Source organism: Limnohabitans radicicola (genome assembly GCF_014837235.1).
Taxonomy (GTDB): Bacteria; Pseudomonadota; Gammaproteobacteria; order Burkholderiales; family Burkholderiaceae_C; genus Limnohabitans_A; species Limnohabitans_A radicicola.
The window spans coordinates 840,513-857,702 of the sequence record NZ_JACYFT010000002.1 but is presented as its reverse complement, the minus strand read 5'-3'; the positions used below and the strand labels follow the sequence as shown (position 1 = coordinate 857,702).

The following is a 17,190-nucleotide window of genomic DNA, read 5'->3' as shown; positions in this document are numbered from 1 at the left end:
TTGCGCATGTTGGATTTCTTCTCACCTCTGACCGTGGAGCGCGCTGGCGTGAAGTTGCACAGCCGCGTGGGCGGGGAGGGGGCACCCTTGCTGCTGCTGCATGGCCACCCGCAAAGCATGGTGATGTGGCACCGTGTGGCGCCTGTGCTGGCGCAAACGCACCGCGTGGTGCTCATGGACTTGCGCGGCTACGGCGATTCGTCGCGGCCCGCCGCTGACGCGGCCCACGCCAACCACAGCAAGCGCGAGATGGCGCTGGACGCGCTGGCGGTCATGCAGGCCCATGGTTTTGAGCGCTTCGATGTGCTGGCGCACGACCGGGGTGCCCGCGTGGCGCATCGCCTGGCCATGGATGCGCCCGATGCCGTGCGCCGCCTGCTGCTGCTCGACATCGCGCCCACGCTGGCCATGTACGACCACACCAGCGACGCTTTTGCCCGGGCGTATTGGCACTGGTTTTTCATGATCCAGCCTGCGCCGCTGCCCGAGGCCCTGATCGAGTCTGGCCCGGCCCGCTATGTGCGAAGCGTCATGGGCGCCCGCTATGCAGGACTGCAGGCCTTTGCGCCCGAGGCGCTGGCCGAGTACGAGCGCTGTGCGGCTGTGCCCGGCACCGCCCAGTCGATTGCCGAGGACTACCGCGCCAGCGCTACGCTGGACCTGGAGCACGACCGCGCCGATGTGGCCGCAGGCCGACTGTTGCCGCAACCCTTGCGTGTGCTGTGGGGCGAGCACGGCGCTGTGGGCCGCTGCTTTGATGTGCTGAGCCTGTGGCGCGAGCGCGCTGCCCAGGTGACAGGGCGGGCTCTGCCTTGCGGGCACTATTTGGCCGAAGAGGCGCCCGAGCAGGTCATTGCCGAAGCAGAAGCATTTTTCACCGATTCACTGTCTGATTGATAAGGAGCATTCCATGAGCAAGAAACACCGCATCGCCGTCATCGCTGGCGACGGCATTGGCAAAGAAGTCATGCCTGAGGGCATCCGCGTGCTCGAAGCCACGGCCAGCAAGTTCGGCATTGACCTGCAGTTTGACCACTTCGATTTTTCGAGCTGGGACTATTACGAGAAGCACGGCAAGATGCTGCCCGACGACTGGAAAGACCAGATCGGTGGTCATGATGCCATTTATTTCGGCGCGGTGGGCTGGCCTGAAAAAATTGCAGACCATGTCTCGCTGTGGGGCTCCTTGCTGCTGTTCCGCCGCGAGTTCGACCAGTACATCAACCTGCGCCCGGCGCGCTTGATGCCCGGCATTGTGGCCCCTGTGGTGCGCAAGGACGGCAGTCCGCGCCAGCCTGGCGAGATCGACATGTACATCGTGCGGGAAAACACCGAGGGTGAATACTCCGCTGTGGGTGGCCGCATGTTTCCTGGCACCGAGCGCGAGATCGTGATGCAGGAAACCATCATGAGTCGCATCGGTGTGGACCGTGTGCTCAAGTTTGCTTTTGAGTTGGCACAAACCCGTCCCAAGAAGCACCTGACCAGCGCCACCAAGTCCAACGGCATCGCGATCACCATGCCTTATTGGGACGAGCGCGTGGCCGAGATGGCCAAGGCCTACCCGGGCATCAACGTGGACAAGTTCCATATCGACATTCTGACCGCACACTTCGTACAGCGCCCGGATTTCTTTGATGTGGTGGTGGCCAGCAATTTGTTTGGCGACATCCTGTCGGACCTGGGCCCGGCCTGCACGGGCACGATCGGCATCGCGCCCAGCGCCAACCTCAATCCGGACCGCAAGTTCCCGTCCCTCTTTGAACCAGTCCACGGCTCGGCGCCTGACATCGCGGGCAAAGGCATCGCCAACCCGATCGGCCAGATCTGGTGCGGCGCCATGATGCTGGAGTTTTTGGGCCACAAGGACGCGCACGACGCCATCCTGTCTGCAATCGAGAAGATGCTGGCTCCCTCCAGCGGTGCGCCGCGCACCCCCGATTTGGGCGGAACTGGCAAAACCGAGGATGTGGGACGCGCCATTGCTGCACTGATTTGATGCATGGCGGCATCCTGACTGCATCCTGTCAACATGTTCCTCAAAAAACTCGCGCGGGGCGCGGCTTGTGGCTGATTTCGCGGCTAGAATCCGTCCCGCGTTGAGATTCTTGTCCAAAACATGATTGACAGGCCTGTAGGGGCTGGCTTTAATGTTCCTTGGCAAAACGCCGGAGACAAATGCTTGTGCAAGCCCGATGGTTTGCGCAGCTGACTCAGTCAAAACGCCGGGCAACCGGTATGCAACTTCAAGAGGTTTCTTGTGAACAAAACTGAACTGATCGAACACATCGCCAAACACGCTGACCTGTCTAAAGCCGCTGCTGGCCGTGCTCTGGAAGCCACCATCGGTGCCGTGCGCACCACCCTGAAAAAAGGCGGCACCGTGTCGCTGGTGGGCTTTGGTACTTTCGCTGTGGGCAAGCGTGCTGCCCGCACAGGCCGTAACCCACGCACCGGCGCTGCGATTAAAATCAAATCCGCCAAGGTGCCAAAGTTCCGTCCAGGCAAGGGCCTCAAGGACGCTCTGAACTGATCACTGTTTCAGGTTGGGTGCTTAGCTCAGTTGGTAGAGCGGCTCTCTTACACGGAGTAGGTCGGCGGTTCGAGACCGTCAGCACCCACCAACCACCCGTAAAGGCGAACACACTGTTCGCCTTTTTTGTTGTCAACCCGAGAGTCACCGATGTTTGATACCGTCCGCAACAACTCCAAGATCATGATGGGACTGTTGTTCCTGCTGATCATCCCGTCCTTTGTCATGTTCGGGATCGAGGGGTACAGCCGTTTCAATGACCGCGGCGCTGCTGTGGCCCGTGTGGACGGACAAAAAATCACCCAGGCCGAGTGGGACGAAGCCCACAAGCGCGAGGTGGACCGCATCCGCGCTCAGATGCCCAATGTGGACCCCAAACTGCTCGACTCGGCAGACGCCCGCATGGCCACCCTTGATCGCCTGGTCAATGAGCGTGTCATGGCGGTGGCGGCGCAAAAGCAATTGCTGGTGACCAGCGATGTGCGTCTGGCCCGGGAGCTGCAACAGAACCCCAGCATTGCGGGTCTTCGTGGCGCGGATGGCAAGCTCGACATGGAGCGTTACCGTCAACTGGTCGCCAGCCAGGGCATGACGCCCGAGATGTTTGAAAACCAGGTCCGTGCCGACCTGTCCAGCCGCCAGGTGATCAGTCCCATTCAGGCTTCGGTGTTTGCCACGCAACCGCAAACCGAAGCTGCGCTCCAAGCGTATTTGCAGCGCCGCGAAATCCAGGTGCAGCGTTATGCCGCAGCCGATTTTGCCTCCAAGGTCAAAGCCACTGACGATGAGCTGAATGCTTTTTACAAAGCCCATACCGAGCGTTTCCGTTCTCTGGAAAGCGCTGACGTGGAATACCTGGTGCTCGATGTCAACAGCCTGACTTCGTCCATCCAGTTGCCTGAGCAGGACGTCAAAAGCTATTACGAACAAAACGTGCAACGCCTGAGTGGGCAGGAGCAGCGCCGCGCCAGCCATGTGCTGATCACCGCCGCCAAAGACGTGCCCGCTGCTGAGCGCAAGCAGGCCCGCACCAAGGCCGATGAGCTGCTGGCCCAGCTGCGCAAGTCGCCCAAGAGCTTTGCCGAGGTCGCCCGCAAGCATTCGCAAGATCCCGGCTCGGCGGCCAAAGGTGGCGACCTGGAGTTTTTTGGTCGTGGTGCCATGGTCAAACCGTTTGAAGACGCGGTCTTCGCCATGAAGGAAGGCGAGATCAGCGATGTGGTTGAGTCCGATTTCGGCTTCCACATCATCCAGCTCACCGCCATCAAGGCCCCCAAAGCGCCCAGCTTCGAGTCCATGCGCCCGCAGCTGGAAGCGGACCTGCGCAAGCAGCAGGCCCAGCGCAAGTTCGCCGAGTTGGCCGACAGCTTCACCAACGGTGTGTACGAGCAGTCCGATTCTCTCAAGCCAGTGGCTGACAAACTCAAGCTGACCGTGCAGCAAGCCAAGGGCGTGACCCGCATGCCCGGCTCGGTGCCTGCGCTGGCCCATCCCAAGTTGTTGCAGGCGCTGTTCTCGGACGACGCCATCAGCAAGCGCCGCAATACCGAAGCGGTGGAAGTGGCGCCCAACACCCTGGTGTCTGCCCGCATCAACAACTACCACGCGGCTGCTGTGCGCCCGTTTGACGATGTCAAAGACGATGTGAAGCGCCAGTTTGTGACCGACAAGTCGGCCGAGCTGGCCCGTGCGCAAGGTGCAGCGCAGCTGGCCGCCTGGAAAGACCAGCCTGCGCAAGCGCAAGTGGGCGCGGCGGTGGTGGTCTCGCGTGACCAGCCTCAAGCCCAGCCACAGGCCTTGCTGGATGCTGCGCTGCGTGCTGACCCGGCCAAGTTGCCTGCCGTGATCGGTGTGGATCTGGGCACGCAAGGTTATGCCGTGGTCCGCGTGAACAAGATCGTGCCGCGCGAAGCGCTAGAGCCCCAGAAGGCTGAACAAACCCGTCAGCAATTCGCCCAGCTGTGGGGCCAAGCCGAAGCGCAGGCCTACCTGGCGGCGCTCAAGGCGCAATTCAAAGCTGAAATCACAACGTCCGCATCGGGCAGCAAAACTGCAAGTCCAGACGGAAAGTGACCGAACTTCAGGCTATAATTTCGTTCATACGGTGGCTGTAGCTCAGTTGGTAGAGTCCAGGATTGTGATTCCTGTTGTCGTGGGTTCGAGCCCCATCAGCCACCCCAAAAAAGAAAAGCCCTTCCAGAACTGGAAGGGCTTTTTTCATGGGGTTTTGTGCCTTTGCCTTAGGTTCTAGAGCGTATTTGTTATTGAGCGGATGCTGGCCTGTTCATACGATCGATTCATCTGGTTTTGAATCTGTCTGACATGCGCTTATTGCCTCTTTTTCGCCCTTTGTTTTCTTGTTTGCTGCTGCTCGCGAGTGCGGCCTTGCCGTGTGCAGGGGCTGCGCCTTCGGATGGCGCGGACGGACGCAAGTCCTTGGGCAACGATGACGACACCTTCGTCTTCATGGGGCGTTGTCCCAACGGCGAGATGTACCGCCTGTTGGCTTACGACAAGCAGGTGGGTGGCTTCAAGCGGTCTTTTTACGACTACGAAGGCCCTGCAGGCAAGGGCACCATCAAATCCCAAACAGCGCCACGAGTGATAGCCAGTCGGGTTTGTCTGGCCTTGGCCGAGATGGCTGGCGACGAGTGAAGCGACTGGCGGTGGGCGTGCCGCCGGCTGACTCAGTGGATACGGGTCGCGATGAACGCTTCCACGCTCTTGATGTCGATGGGTTTGTACATGACCTCGATGTTGTGCCGACTGAACAGCTCCAGATGCTGGGGCGATGTGTCGGCGGTCACGATGCAAGCAGGGATGTCGTGGTTGAACTCTTCCCGCAGTCTTTGGATGAAGTGGATGCCATCGTGCTCGCCCAGTCTGAAATCACTCAGGATGAAATCGAGTTTGGGCATGGATGCCAGATGCGCTTCAAAATCCGCCTGGCTGTGTGGGATGACGTGGACGTTGTAGCCTGATCGCGTGAAGTATTGTTGGTAAGCCGTCAGCAGCGCATCATCGTTTTCGATGATCCCCAGATGAATCGATTGGGTGGCGGGCCTTGTTTGCTCATAGCGATGGATGGTGTTTCGGGTGTCTGAATTGTGGGTGCGTGATTGGAGTGCATCCGATCTTTCCAGAACAGGGAAACTGGTTTGAATCGTGAAGGTGGATCCCTGACCCACTTCGGATTGAACCGTGCAGGTGCCGTTGATTTTCTTCACGATCCTGCTGACGATGGACAAGCCCAGGCCCAAGCCATCGTAGTGCGATCGGGAGTGATCGGAGCGGAAGAATTCCTTGAAGATGAGCGGCAGGTCTTCGGCTGGAATACCGCAACCGGAGTCTTCTACGGTGAAGCCGAGCGTGCCCGACTGCCCGTGAAAAGCAACAGAAATGGCACCCTTGTCGGTGTATTGGATGGCGTTGGCCAACAAATTGCGCAGGATTTGCTCTAGCAGATTGGCGTCGCCCTGAACGACAAAATTTCCGTCCACAAATGAGAGCTGGATGTTTTTTTCAGCGCAGAGATCCGAGAAGCGGTCTTCGAGGATGTTGACAATTTCGGTCAAGTGGAAAGGGCGCTCATTGACCGCAAAATTGGAATCGAGCTTGCTGATGTCCAACAGGGTATTGAACATCCGGTTCAGCACCGACACGCTCTTGCGCATCCGAAGGAAGATGGAGCTGTGCTTGTCTTTCAACTCGCTGGGATCCACCATGTCCAGGAAGATGTTGATGGACTGCATGGGTTGCCGCAGGTCATGGCTGGCCGTGGCGATGAATTCGGACTTGGCGATGTTTGCCGCCATAGACGCATTTTTTTCCTCAATGAGTTGGTCAAAGAGCGCGTCGTTGCGCAGTCGCAGAGAGAAAGACTTTTCCCACGAGCTGGCAAACAGAAAGCCCATTTTCAAAGCCAGATAAAAGGCGACCATGGAGCCCAGGGCAATCGGCCAGACGATCTGGCTGAAGTTGAGGGTGATGAACACCAGCTCAGGCAATTTGAGCGGGATCACAAAGGCAGCAAAGGTCTTCCAGTCGATGCAGTAGCCGACCATGCCCACAAAGAGCACGGTCAAGCTGATGATTTGGTAGAGCAGGTAGCTCACCATGTCGGACGGCTGCACAAACACAAACCAGCCGATGCCCCAGACGAAGGTCACCATGCCGATGGCGATGTTCAGGAACACGAAATCCCGCTGCGGTTTGTCTTTGGCCCGGATGAGCTTGAGCAGGCAGTAGCGCGCCATCACGGCGATGGCCATGGCCACCAGCCACACATAAAACGGGAGGTGGGGGGTGCTGTCCTCGTACAGCGGGATGCACAGCAGGGGAGCCAGGATGGTGGCCACCGTGCTGGACTTGGAGTAGTTGTGCATGTGTTGCAATTTTTCAATTGCAACGAGCTCATTGAAGTTCTGCTTGAGCTGCGGGTGTCTCGTCTCCATCATGGTGAGTCCGACAAAATCATGTTGGATGCTCGGCCGAGAGGAGCTGGTATTTTTGTGCTTTCAGCACCGCCTGTGTGCGGTTGAACACGCGGAGTTCCTTGAAGATCTGATTGATGTGGATCTTGACTGTTTGCTCTTTGATTTCCAACAGGTCGGCGATGATCTTGTTGGGGTGCCCGAGAGAAATCAGGGTCAAGACCTCCAGTTGGCGTTGCGTCAGGCGGAATTCGTTGGATTCGAGGTTGTCGGGGACCGGCTGAATCAAACGCTCTTCGTCGTAAAGAGATTTGATACGTTTGAAGATGGTCGACGAGGTGTTGTTTTTGGAAATGAACAAGGTGGCCCCGGCGGCAACGGCTTTGGGTTCCCACGATTGCGCATCCAGTCCAGAAATGGAGATGACGTGCGTGACGTTGGCTTTGTTCTTGAAGACCTTGATGCCCGCCATGCCGTTGAGCCCCGGCATCAGCACATCGAGCAAGACAATCCATTTCTTGGAGGAGCCATCCACCAGGTCCATGCCTTCGCTGGCATTGCTGGCCGTTGCCACTTCAACGCCAAACGGGCTGAATTCCTTCTGCAACACTTCACCCAAAGCTTCACGGTAGACCGGGTGATCGTCGATGATGAGCAAAGCGTTTTGTGGAGAGGTAGACGCATTCATATAGGCTTGCATGCTACTCCTGCTTCACTGATTTTCAATGAAACTTAGGTTGTAGTAGCCCTTGGACGTGGTTCGTCCAGCCTGGATTGCGGCTTCTCGCCAAAAAGCCCTACCCATTCAGGAAGGGCTTGATGTGAGCAGTCCAAATCCGGTCAGTTCACCATCACCAGCTTGCCCTTGACGCCGCGTGAGCCCATGTGGGCGTAGGCGGCCTTGAGCTCGCTCATGGGCATGGCGCGGTCGATCACCGGTTTGATCTTGCCCTGACCGTACCACTGGGCCAGTTCGGTCATCATGGCCGCGTTGGCTTGGGGTTCGCGGCGTGCAAAGTCGCCCCAGAACACGCCCACCAGCGAGGCGCCCTTGAGCAAAGGCAGGTTCAGGGGCAGGGCAGGGATGGGGCCGCCCGCAAAGCCGATGATCAGGTATCGGCCACGCCAGGCGATGGAGCGGAATGCGGGTTCGGCAAACTCGCCACCGACCGGGTCGTAAATCACATTCGGACCCTTGCCCTCGGTCAGGGTTTTGAGGGCGTCGCGCAGGTTCTCGGCGGTGTAGTTGATGGTCGCGTCCGCGCCAAGTTCTTTGCACAGAGCACATTTTTCGTCGGTGGACGCGGCAGCGATCACCTTGGCACCAGCGGCCTTGGCGATCTGGATGGCCGCGGTGCCCACGCCACCTGCGGCGCCCAGCACCAGCACGGTTTCGCCCGCCTTGAGCTGGCCTCGGTCGATCAGGGCATGGTGCGAGGTCGCGTAGGTCATGATGAATGCGGCTGCGTCCACTGGCGGAAACCCGGCTGGCAAAGGCATGCACAGCTTGGCCGGAGCCAGGGTGTGGGTGCCAAAGCCGCCTGTACCGGACAGGCAGGCCACGGCCTGGCCCACCTTCAGGTGCTGGACCCCATCACCCACGGCGCGGATGATGCCTGCGTACTCAGAGCCGGGCACAAAGGGCAACTCCGGCTTCATCTGGTACTTGTTCTGGACGATCAGCAGGTCGGGGAAGTTCAGGCTGGCGGCCTGGATTTCGAGCAGCACTTCACCTGCTCCGGGCTGGGGCGTGGGAAGTTCTTTCCAGGTCAGGGCATCGACACCGATCGGGTTTTCACAGAGCCAGGCATGCATTCGGGGTTCTCCTCGGAGCGGGTTTCAATGGCTTAATCTTAGGCAAGGATGGCAGGCTTGACTTGTCCCTTGAGCGACCAGGCTTTGCATGAGGGCCCGAGGCTGGCTCCACCTACAATTGGAAGCCTCAAGGGACGCGCATGAAAATTCTGATTTCCAACGACGATGGCTACCGTGCCGACGGCATCGTGGCATTGCGGCAAGCGCTGAGCACCATCGCCGAGGTGGAGGTGGTTGCCCCTGAACACAACAACAGTGCCAAATCCAATGCACTGACCTTGCACACCCCTTTGTATGTGCACGACGCCGGGCCTGGTGTGCGCTACGTCAACGGCACGCCCGCAGACTGCGTGCACATCGCCTTGACCGGGCTGCTGGGTTACCGCCCGGACCTGGTGGTGTCTGGCATCAACAACGGTGCGAACATGGGCGATGACACCTTGTATTCGGGCACCGTGGGTGCGGCGATGGAGGGCTACCTGTTTGGCATCCCTTCGATCGCCTTCTCGCAAGTTGAAAAAGGCTGGGCGCACCTGGACGCGGCCGCCGAGAAAGCCAAGCAGCTGGTGCTGCAACTGCAGGCGCAGTCGCTGATCGGCACACGCCCCTGGTTGCTGAACGTGAACCTGCCCAACCGGCCGCTGGACCAGTTGGGCGAGACCCGGCTGTGCCGCCTGGGGCGGCGCCATTCGGCCGAGCCCGTCATCACCCAGCTGAGCCCCCGTGGCGAAACCATGTACTGGATCGGCAACGCGGGCGCGGCCATGGACGACGGCGAGGGCACGGACTTCCACGCCACACGACAAGGGCATGTGGCCGTTACGCCGCTCAAGGTGGACCTGACGGATTTTGACCAGATGGCACACTGGACACAGGCTCTCCGGGGAGCTCAGGCATGAGCCAGCGCCCGGGATTCCCGGTCAAACTCGACGACACGCGCAAGCCTGCATCGGGTCGGGCGGCCCCCGTCAAACCAGTGCCGGCCAAGGTGGTTACGGTTCCGCCCGCCGCGGCCAAGCCCGTGGCAGCCCAAACCCGGGCGCTGAAGCCAGCCCCCGCCAAGACTGCGCCGCTCTCAATGGGCAAGGCCCTTGTGCAGCCTGTGTCTGCAGCGGCCCGTCCACTGGGTGTGGGCTTGGACTCGGGGGCGGTCCGCGCCCGCATGGTGCAAAAGCTGGCCGAGCAAGGCATTCAGGACAAGACGGTGTTGGCCGCCATGGGGCAGGTGGAGCGCCACCGCTTTGTCGAGTCGGCCCTGGCCAACCAGGCTTACGAAGACACCAGCTTGCCCATCGGTTTGGGGCAGACGATTTCCAAGCCCAATGTGGTGGCCCGCATGATCGAGCTGCTGCGCTTGGGCACCACGGGCAAGCTCGGTCGTGTGCTGGAGATCGGCACGGGCTGCGGCTACCAGGCCGCCGTGCTCAGCCATGTCGCCAGCGAGGTCTACAGCATCGAGCGCTTGCGCGGCCTGCACGAGAAGGCCCGAGAGAACCTGCGGCATTTTCGCCTGGCCAATGTCCACCTGATCTTTGGCGACGGCATGCTGGGCTACCCCAAAGGAGCGCCTTATGCGGGCATCATCTCGGCCGCTGGCGGAGACGCCGTGCCCCAGGCCTGGCTGGACCAATTGGCCGTGGGTGGGCGACTGGTGGCCCCGACCATCACCCCGGCAGGCCACCAGGCCCTGGTGGTGATGCTCAAAACCGAACAAGGCATTGAGCGCAGCGTGCTCGAAGCCGTGCATTTTGTCCCCCTAAAATCGGGCATTGCCTGAAGGTTGGATCGCATGAAACTCTCGAATCGCACTTGCAAAGTGTGGCTGTCACTGGTTGGCCTGGCCGTGTTGGCCGCCTGCTCGACAGCGCACCGCCCAGCGCCTGTGGAAGACCGCTCGGCACAGGGCAAGGCACCGACTGCGCCCATGAGCGCAGCGCCCGCGCAGCCCGAGGCCAGCAAGCCCTTGCCCGGCGCAGAAAACGCAGGCAAGCCTGGCTACTACACCGTGCAGCGTGGCGACAACCTGACCCGCATCGGCCTGGACCACGGCCAAGGCTGGCGTGACCTGGCCCGTTGGAACAACATTGCCAACCCCGACGTGATCGAAGTCGGCCAGGTGGTGCGTGTGACGCCACCGGGCTCGGCTGTCGAAAGCACGGGTGTGGTGGTCCGCCCCGTGGCCCAGAATGGTCAGAGCACCCCGCAGCAAACCAATGCCCAACCAGGCACATCGGTCAAACCTGCACCTGTCGTGACCCCAGCCCCGGTGAGCGAAGACATCGCCTTCGCCTGGCCTGCCAGCGGCAGCGTGATTGCCGGCTTTGACGAGGCCAAGAACAAGGGTTTGGACATCGGTGGCAAGGCAGGCGACGCTGTGCTGGCAGCCGCTGATGGGCAGGTGGTTTACGCGGGCGCAGGCTTGCGTGGCTATGGCAACCTGGTCATCCTCAAGCACAACAGCACCTACCTCACGGCCTACGCCCACAATCAGAAGCTGCTGGTCAAGGAAGACCAGAAAGTCCGCAAGGGCGACAAGATTGCCGAGATGGGCAACAGCGATGCCGACCGTGTGAAACTGCACTTTGAAGTGCGCCGCCAGGGCAAACCGGTCGACCCGGCCAAATTCCTCGCTGCACGTTGAGCCTTCGGGCATCCAAATCCCCCTGTTGTCCTGAGACAATCGGGGGATGAGTGAACAAGAAGAAACCTCCGTCTCCGAACACCAGACCCCCTCCAGCGACGACCTGCCCGAGGGCCGGTTGCGCGTCGGCTCCCTTGACATTGACGCCCAAGGCATCGCCCGCCGCCCGGACGGCAAGGTGGTGTTCATTGAAGGCGCCTTACCCTTTGAAATCGTCTCGGTCAATGTGCACCGCAAGAAGAACAACTGGGAGCAGGGCGTCGTCACCGACATCCACCACGAATCGCCCCAGCGCGTGCGCCCCGGCTGCCCCAACTTTGGCCTGCACAAAGGCGCCTGCGGCGGCTGCAAGATGCAGCACCTGGACGCCGCAGCGCAGGTGGCCATGAAGCAGCGCGTGCTGGAGGACAACCTCTGGCATCTGGCCAAGGTCAAGGCCGAGACCCTGTTGCGCCCGATCGAGGGCCCCGCCTGGGGCTACCGCTTCCGTGCCCGTTTGTCGGTGCGTTATGTGGTCAAAAAGGGTGAAGTGCTGATTGGCTTTCACGAGCGCAAGAGCCGTTACATCGCCGACATGCAGGTGTGTCCGATCTTGCCCCCGCACGTCAGTGCCATGCTGATGCCCTTGCGCGCCCTGATCGCGCAAATGGAGGCCCGTGAAACGCTGCCCCAGGTCGAGCTGGCTTGCGGCGACTCTGTCACGGCACTGGTGCTGCGCCACCTGGAGCCCTTGTCTGAAAGCGACAAACAGCGGCTACGCGAATTTGCCACTGAACACGGTGTGCAGTGGTGGCTGCAGCCCAAAGGGCCGGACACGGTGCACCTGCTCGACGAAGGCGGCGCGCAGCTGGCCTACAGCCTGCCCGATTTTGGCGTGCACATGCCGTTCAAGCCGACCGATTTCACCCAGGTCAACCCCTACATCAACCGCGTGCTGGTCTCGCGTGCGCTGCGGCTGCTGAAAGCGCAAAAGACCGACCGCGTGATCGACTGGTTCTGCGGTCTGGGCAACTTCACGCTGCCGATTGCCACGCAGGCGGGTGAGGTGCTGGGCATCGAAGGTGCTGAGGCCTTGGTGGCCCGCTCGCGCCAGAATCTGGCGCACAACCAGGCCCTTCGTGCCGAGCAGAGTCCGTTGGCCCCCACCACCTTTGTGGCTCGCAACCTGTTCGAGATGACGCCCGCCATGCTGGTGGCCGACGGTGTGGCCGACAAATGGCTGGTGGACCCGCCACGAGAAGGTGCTTTTGCGCTGTCCAAAGCCCTGGCCGAGTTGCACCAGCAGCCTGAGCTGCGGGGTGGCTGGACACCGCCAAAACGCATCGTCTATGTGAGCTGCAACCCTGCCACACTGGCCCGCGATGCAGGCTTGCTGGTGCACCAGGCGGGTTACCGCTGCGTGGCGGCAGGCGTGGTCAATATGTTTGCCCATACGGCGCACGTGGAGAGCATGGCGGTGTTCGAGTTGGCTTGATGCGCTTTGTGCCATGAAAAAGGCTCCCGAGGGAGCCTTTTGTGTTTGAGAGATGGTCGTTCAGTCGCGTTCGCCGCCCATGATGCCCAAGAGGGCCAGCAGGCTCTGGAAGATGTTGAACAGGTCCAGGTACAGAGCCAGGGTGGCACTGATGTAGTTGGTTTCGCCACCGTCCACGATTTGCTTGAGGTCGTAGAGCAGGTAGGCGCTGAAGATGCCGATGGCCAGGGTGGACAGGACCATCATGCCGACGGTGGAGCCAATGAACATGTTGACGATGCCGCCCACCAACAGGACCAGGGCGCCGACGAACAGCCATTTGCCCATGCCCGAGAGGTCGCGCTTGATGGTGCTGGCCAGGCTGGCCATCACGAAGAACACGCCAGCGGTGCCTGCGAAGGCGGTCATGATCAGTTCAGAGCCGTTTTTGAAGCCCAGCACCATCGCGATCATGCGCGAGAGCATCAGGCCCATGAAGAAAGTGAAGCCTAGCAGCACGGGCACGCCCGCAGCGGAATTCTTGGTTTTCTCGATGGCGTACATGAAGCCGAAGGCACCGCCAAGGAAGACGACCAGGCCCAAGCCCCCTGTCAGCGACTGGGTGATGCCGGTGGTCACGCCCAGCCAGGCGCCCAGCACGGTGGGCAGCAGGGACAGTGCCAGCAGCCAGTAGGTGTTGCGCATCACGCGGTTGCGCTCGGCCGGGGTGCTTGCGCTGCCCCAGGTGGAGGTGTCCAGTGTTTGGAAATCGCTCATGTGTGTGCTCCAGATCAAACCCTGACATCAGGGCAATTGCATTGTAGGGCCGGGACTTCAGCTGCTGCTTATTTCCCTTTGGGTTCCGGGTTATCGGGGTGATTCAGTTTTGCCTTGTGGTCTCAAATGGGCTTGCTGAGGCCATGTATGCTTGCGACTTCGCTCATTCCAAACGAATACGCCCATGAAAACACAATCCGTCCTCGAACTTGCCGACGTGCAAGCCATTGCAGCAGCTGCCCAGGCCGAAGCTCAGAAAAACAACTGGAACGTCAGCATCGCCATCGTCGATGCGGGCGGTCACCTGTTGCATTTTCAGCGCCTGAACGGCGCACCGCCCATCTCTTCGCACATCGCCCCCGCCAAGGCCCACACGGCCGCTTTGGGCCAGCGCGAGAGCAAGGTCTACGAAGACGTCATCAACGGTGGGCGTTATTCTTTCCTTTCCGCGCCTGCCGTGGAAGGCATGCTCGAAGGCGGTGTGCCGATCATGAAAGACGGCGCTTGCCTGGGCGCTGTGGGTGTGAGTGGCGTCAAGTCCAACGAGGACGCCCAGATCGCCAAAGCAGGTATCGCTGCCATTGGCCTCTGATTGCGCGTGCCAGACAGAAAAAAGCCCGCATCTGCGGGCTTTTTTCATGGCGTCAGGAACGCTTATTTGAGGTGCTTGCCGATCAGGCCAGCCAACTCAAACATGGTGACTTGCGCTTTGCCGAAAACGGCCTTGAGCTTGTCATCCGCATTGATGTTGCGCTTGTTGACTTTGTCCTGCAGACCGTGCTTTTTGATGTATGTCCACATCTTGCTCACCACTTCTGTACGTGCCAGAGGTGTTGCGCCAACCACAGCGGCCAAAGCGGCGCTGGGGGTCAGTGCTTTCATGAATGCAGCATTGGGTGTGCGCTTTTTGGCAGGTGCAGCTTTTTTGGCAGGGGCCTTTTTAGCTGGAGCGGCTTTCTTTGCTGGAGCAGCTTTTTTCGCTGGTGCCTTGGCGGCTACCTTTTTGGCAGGAGCTGCTGCTTTTTTAGCAGGAGCTGCCTTTTTGGCCGGTGCAGCTTTCTTAGCGGGAGCAGCTTTTTTAGCCGGGGTTTTTTTTGCAGTTGCCATGTTGAAATTCCTTTGATCGGAAGTTGGTTCACAGCCGAGGAACGGTCTTTCCTGGCTGTCCACATGCTACTGGAGAAAATCAGCCTTTCCAAGCGGAAAACTGAAAAAAACACGGGGTTTGTTGCGTATAGGTGTCGATTCCGTGGATAAGTCCCCTTACGCTTGCCCATGCGGGCCTCGCGTATGGCGAGCGTAAGTTGGCAGGCTTGTACTCCGATTTTTTGTGTTGAGGTGTCCTGCCATGACTTTTGAATCCCCAATTGCTTTCTCGACCTGTGACTTTTGCGATGTCCACAAGGATGATCTGAGTGGCGACTTCCGTGTGCTTGCGCCGCTCTACAACGATTACGGTGGTGTGCTTCGTTTTTGCGGTGAAGTCGTCACCATCAAATGCCATGAAGACAACACGCCAGTCAAATTGGCGGTTGAGCAAGCTGGCTTGGGGCGAGTGCTGGTGGTGGATGGTGGCGGTTCGCTGCGCCGAGCCTTGCTTGGCGGCAATTTGGCGGCCAGTGCTGCGCGCAATGGTTGGGCGGGCCTGGTGATCGACGGTTGCGTGCGCGATCTGGCCGAGTTGCGCGCAGCCCTTGTGGGCATCCGCGCACTCGCTCATACACCCTTGCCCACGGTGCGCCAGCAGCCGGGGCACACAGGCGTGCCTGTGTTGCTGCAAGGTGTTTGGGTGCGTCCAGGCGACTGGCTCTATGCCGACGAGGATGGCATTGTGGTTCACCCCAGGCCGCTGCACAGCACCTGATTTCAACCGGTGATACGGACTTCTTGCATGATGAAAAATCGTCGCTGTGCGCTGCAGCATATTTTCTCAATATGAGATATGCGTTTTCTTATTGCAAAATATCTTTCGTAACATATTGATTTTAAACAAATAAAAATATGTCTTATATAAGACACAAGAGATGGTTTGAGTCTTCTATAAGAGTTAAGATGATGGCCATGGCAACGGCATGCATGCAGGTTGCCAGCGTTTTCAACTTGACCCATGGAGCTATCAAATGCCACAAAACCTCACCGAACAATTGAGCCGTGAACAGCAAATCGCCGCCCTTGAAAAAGACTGGGCCACCAACCCACGTTGGAAAGGTGTGAAACGCGGTTACTCTGCAGCCGATGTCGTGCGTCTGCGCGGCAGCATGCCCATCGAGCACACCCTGGCCAAGCGCGGTGCAGAAAAACTCTGGGACAAAATCAATGGCGGCGCCAAAAAAGGCTATGTCAACGCCTTCGGCGCCATCAGCGCAGGTCAGGCCATGCAGCAAGCCAAAGCTGGCTTGGAAGCCGTGTACCTGTCGGGTTGGCAAGTTGCTGCTGACGGCAACACGTCTGAGACCATGTACCCCGACCAGTCTCTGTACGCCTACGACTCGGTGCCCACGATGGTCCGCCGCATCAACAACACTTTCAAGCGTGCTGACGAAATCCAGTGGGGCCGTGGCATCAACCCCGGCGACAAGGATTTCATCGACTACTTCCTGCCCATCGTGGCCGATGCCGAAGCCGGTTTTGGCGGCGTGCTCAACGCTTTTGAGCTGATGAAGAACATGATTGCCTCCGGCGCAGCTGGCGTGCACTTCGAAGACCAATTGGCTGCGGTGAAAAAGTGCGGCCACATGGGCGGCAAAGTGCTGGTGCCGACACAAGAAGCTTGCGAGAAATTGATCTCTGCACGTTTCGCTGCCGACGTCATGGGCGTGTCCACCATTGTGCTGGCCCGCACCGATGCTGAAGCCGCCAACCTGATCACCTCTGACCACGACGCCAACGACAAGCCTTTCCTGACCGGCGAGCGCACGCAAGAAGGCTTCTACCGTGTCAAGAACGGTCTGGAGCAAGCCATCAGCCGTGGCGTGGCCTACGCACCCTATGCCGATCTGGTGTGGTGTGAAACCGGCGTGCCCGACATCGGCTTTGCCCGCGAATTCGCACAAGCCGTGCACGCCGCTTGCCCAGGCAAGTTGCTGTCCTACAACTGCTCGCCATCGTTCAACTGGAAGAAAAACCTGGACGACAAGCAGATCGCTTCCTTCCAGGACGACCTGTCGGCGTTGGGCTACAAGTACCAGTTCATCACACTGGCCGGTATCCACATCAACTGGTTCAACACCTTCCAGTTTGCACACGCCTATGCCCGCGGCGAAGGCATGAAGCACTACACCGAGATGGTGCAGGAGCCCGAATTCGCCGCCCGCGAAAAAGGCTACACCTTCGTGTCGCATCAGCAGGAAGTCGGTGCGGGTTACTTCGACGACGTGACCACCGTGATCCAAGGTGGTTCTTCCAGCGTGAAAGCCCTGACCGGTTCCACCGAAGAAGAGCAGTTCCACTGATCTGCCCCATCCAGAGGAGCCTTTGGCTCCTTGCATAAAAAACCACCCGTTTGGGTGGTTTTTTATGCGCATTTTATGGGGTCCAT

17 protein-coding genes and 2 tRNA genes are annotated in these 17,190 nt (G+C 59.7%); 14 read left to right on the top strand and 5 right to left on the bottom strand.

Going from position 1 to position 17,190, the window contains the following annotated elements; translation table 11 throughout:
• Window positions 1–6 precede the first annotated feature (6 nt).
• The 7 genes from IC609_RS11825 to IC609_RS11795 all read left to right on the top strand — a co-directional run bounded on the left by IC609_RS11825 (window position 7) and on the right by IC609_RS11795 (window position 5,188).
• Window positions 7–897: an alpha/beta fold hydrolase gene (locus IC609_RS11825; protein ID WP_191819684.1), complete on the top strand. Its 891-nt coding sequence runs from the start codon at window positions 7–9 to the stop codon at window positions 895–897.
• 13 nt (window positions 898–910) lie between these two features.
• Window positions 911–1,999, top strand: coding sequence for a tartrate dehydrogenase (locus IC609_RS11820; RefSeq protein WP_191819683.1), 1,089 nt, complete (start codon window positions 911–913; stop codon window positions 1,997–1,999).
• 261 nt (window positions 2,000–2,260) lie between these two features.
• Window positions 2,261–2,533 (top strand): HU family DNA-binding protein, encoded by a 273-nt coding sequence (locus IC609_RS11815; protein ID WP_053175264.1) that lies wholly within the window; start codon window positions 2,261–2,263, stop codon window positions 2,531–2,533.
• 15 nt (window positions 2,534–2,548) lie between these two features.
• A tRNA-Val gene (locus tag IC609_RS11810) sits at window positions 2,549–2,624 on the top strand.
• A gap of 59 nt (window positions 2,625–2,683) precedes the next feature.
• Window positions 2,684–4,606: a SurA N-terminal domain-containing protein gene (locus tag IC609_RS11805; protein ID WP_191819682.1), complete on the top strand. Its 1,923-nt coding sequence runs from the start codon at window positions 2,684–2,686 to the stop codon at window positions 4,604–4,606.
• A 31-nt stretch (window positions 4,607–4,637) separates the two neighbouring features.
• Window positions 4,638–4,713, top strand: a tRNA-His gene (locus IC609_RS11800).
• Between the two features lie 181 nt (window positions 4,714–4,894).
• Window positions 4,895–5,188, top strand: a complete 294-nt coding sequence (locus tag IC609_RS11795) for a hypothetical protein (protein WP_225224129.1) — start codon at window positions 4,895–4,897, stop codon at window positions 5,186–5,188.
• Window positions 5,189–5,220: 32 nt separating this feature from the next.
• Here IC609_RS11795 and IC609_RS11790 read toward each other — a convergent pair whose 3' ends face one another.
• From IC609_RS11790 to IC609_RS11780, 3 genes are all read right to left on the bottom strand, one after another.
• Entirely contained in the window at window positions 5,221–6,990 is a 1,770-nt protein-coding gene (locus tag IC609_RS11790) for an ATP-binding response regulator (RefSeq protein ID WP_191819680.1), read from the bottom strand.
• Window positions 6,991–7,006: 16 nt separating this feature from the next.
• Window positions 7,007–7,666, bottom strand: a complete 660-nt coding sequence (locus tag IC609_RS11785; protein WP_191819679.1) for a response regulator transcription factor — start codon at window positions 7,664–7,666, stop codon at window positions 7,007–7,009.
• A 140-nt stretch (window positions 7,667–7,806) separates the two neighbouring features.
• On the bottom strand, window positions 7,807–8,781 hold the full coding sequence (locus tag IC609_RS11780; RefSeq protein WP_191819678.1) for an NADPH:quinone oxidoreductase family protein: 975 nt from the start codon (window positions 8,779–8,781) through the stop codon (window positions 7,807–7,809).
• Between the two features lie 140 nt (window positions 8,782–8,921).
• Here IC609_RS11780 and surE point away from each other — a divergent pair, with 140 nt between their 5' ends.
• The 4 genes from surE to rlmD are packed head-to-tail and all read left to right on the top strand — an operon-like array spanning window position 8,922 to window position 12,896.
• Complete coding sequence (surE, locus tag IC609_RS11775) at window positions 8,922–9,680, top strand: 5'/3'-nucleotidase SurE (protein ID WP_191819677.1); 759 nt, start codon at window positions 8,922–8,924, stop codon at window positions 9,678–9,680.
• The gene (locus IC609_RS11770) at window positions 9,677–10,558 is read left to right on the top strand and encodes a protein-L-isoaspartate(D-aspartate) O-methyltransferase (protein WP_408611033.1); all 882 of its coding nucleotides are present in this window, start codon (window positions 9,677–9,679) and stop codon (window positions 10,556–10,558) included. The genes surE and IC609_RS11770 overlap by 4 nt, the downstream gene beginning before the upstream one ends.
• Window positions 10,559–10,570: 12 nt before the next feature.
• Window positions 10,571–11,422, top strand: a complete 852-nt coding sequence (locus tag IC609_RS11765; protein WP_191819676.1) for a peptidoglycan DD-metalloendopeptidase family protein — start codon at window positions 10,571–10,573, stop codon at window positions 11,420–11,422.
• Between the two features lie 46 nt (window positions 11,423–11,468).
• On the top strand, window positions 11,469–12,896 hold the full coding sequence (rlmD, locus tag IC609_RS11760; protein ID WP_191819675.1) for a 23S rRNA (uracil(1939)-C(5))-methyltransferase RlmD: 1,428 nt from the start codon (window positions 11,469–11,471) through the stop codon (window positions 12,894–12,896).
• Between the two features lie 60 nt (window positions 12,897–12,956).
• Here rlmD and IC609_RS11755 read toward each other — a convergent pair whose 3' ends face one another.
• Window positions 12,957–13,652: a Bax inhibitor-1/YccA family protein gene (locus tag IC609_RS11755; protein ID WP_191819674.1), complete on the bottom strand. Its 696-nt coding sequence runs from the start codon at window positions 13,650–13,652 to the stop codon at window positions 12,957–12,959.
• Window positions 13,653–13,836: 184 nt separating this feature from the next.
• On the opposite strand from IC609_RS11755, the gene IC609_RS11750 reads away from it, so the two are divergent.
• Window positions 13,837–14,244, top strand: a complete 408-nt coding sequence (locus tag IC609_RS11750; protein WP_191819673.1) for a GlcG/HbpS family heme-binding protein — start codon at window positions 13,837–13,839, stop codon at window positions 14,242–14,244.
• Between the two features lie 62 nt (window positions 14,245–14,306).
• On the opposite strand, the gene IC609_RS11745 is transcribed toward IC609_RS11750, so the two are convergent.
• Window positions 14,307–14,759 carry an SWIB/MDM2 domain-containing protein gene (locus IC609_RS11745; protein ID WP_191819877.1) on the bottom strand — a complete coding sequence of 151 codons (453 nt, stop codon included), beginning with the start codon at window positions 14,757–14,759 and terminating at the stop codon, window positions 14,307–14,309.
• 241 nt (window positions 14,760–15,000) lie between these two features.
• Here IC609_RS11745 and rraA point away from each other — a divergent pair, with 241 nt between their 5' ends.
• Together rraA and aceA are read left to right on the top strand one after the other, a co-directional pair.
• Window positions 15,001–15,516, top strand: coding sequence for a ribonuclease E activity regulator RraA (gene rraA, locus IC609_RS11740; RefSeq protein WP_191819672.1), 516 nt, complete (start codon window positions 15,001–15,003; stop codon window positions 15,514–15,516).
• Between the two features lie 256 nt (window positions 15,517–15,772).
• A complete protein-coding gene (aceA, locus tag IC609_RS11735; RefSeq protein ID WP_191819671.1) occupies window positions 15,773–17,104 on the top strand; it encodes an isocitrate lyase in 1,332 nt (443 codons plus the stop codon).
• Window positions 17,105–17,190 lie beyond the last annotated feature (86 nt).

Coding starts and splice junctions, on each gene's coding strand:
- IC609_RS11825 (WP_191819684.1), top strand. CDS start 7: ATGTTGGATTTCTTCTCACCTCTGACCGTGGAGCGCGCTGGCGTGAAG.
- IC609_RS11820 (WP_191819683.1), top strand. CDS start 911: ATGAGCAAGAAACACCGCATCGCCGTCATCGCTGGCGACGGCATTGGC.
- IC609_RS11805 (WP_191819682.1), top strand. CDS start 2,684: ATGTTTGATACCGTCCGCAACAACTCCAAGATCATGATGGGACTGTTG.
- IC609_RS11790 (WP_191819680.1), bottom strand. CDS start 6,990: ATGATGGAGACGAGACACCCGCAGCTCAAGCAGAACTTCAATGAGCTC.
- IC609_RS11785 (WP_191819679.1), bottom strand. CDS start 7,666: ATGCAAGCCTATATGAATGCGTCTACCTCTCCACAAAACGCTTTGCTC.
- IC609_RS11780 (WP_191819678.1), bottom strand. CDS start 8,781: ATGCATGCCTGGCTCTGTGAAAACCCGATCGGTGTCGATGCCCTGACC.
- surE (WP_191819677.1), top strand. CDS start 8,922: ATGAAAATTCTGATTTCCAACGACGATGGCTACCGTGCCGACGGCATC.
- IC609_RS11770 (WP_408611033.1), top strand. CDS start 9,677: ATGAGCCAGCGCCCGGGATTCCCGGTCAAACTCGACGACACGCGCAAG.
- IC609_RS11765 (WP_191819676.1), top strand. CDS start 10,571: ATGAAACTCTCGAATCGCACTTGCAAAGTGTGGCTGTCACTGGTTGGC.
- rlmD (WP_191819675.1), top strand. CDS start 11,469: ATGAGTGAACAAGAAGAAACCTCCGTCTCCGAACACCAGACCCCCTCC.
- IC609_RS11755 (WP_191819674.1), bottom strand. CDS start 13,652: ATGAGCGATTTCCAAACACTGGACACCTCCACCTGGGGCAGCGCAAGC.
- IC609_RS11750 (WP_191819673.1), top strand. CDS start 13,837: ATGAAAACACAATCCGTCCTCGAACTTGCCGACGTGCAAGCCATTGCA.
- IC609_RS11745 (WP_191819877.1), bottom strand. CDS start 14,759: ATGGCAACTGCAAAAAAAACCCCGGCTAAAAAAGCTGCTCCCGCTAAG.
- rraA (WP_191819672.1), top strand. CDS start 15,001: ATGACTTTTGAATCCCCAATTGCTTTCTCGACCTGTGACTTTTGCGAT.
- aceA (WP_191819671.1), top strand. CDS start 15,773: ATGCCACAAAACCTCACCGAACAATTGAGCCGTGAACAGCAAATCGCC.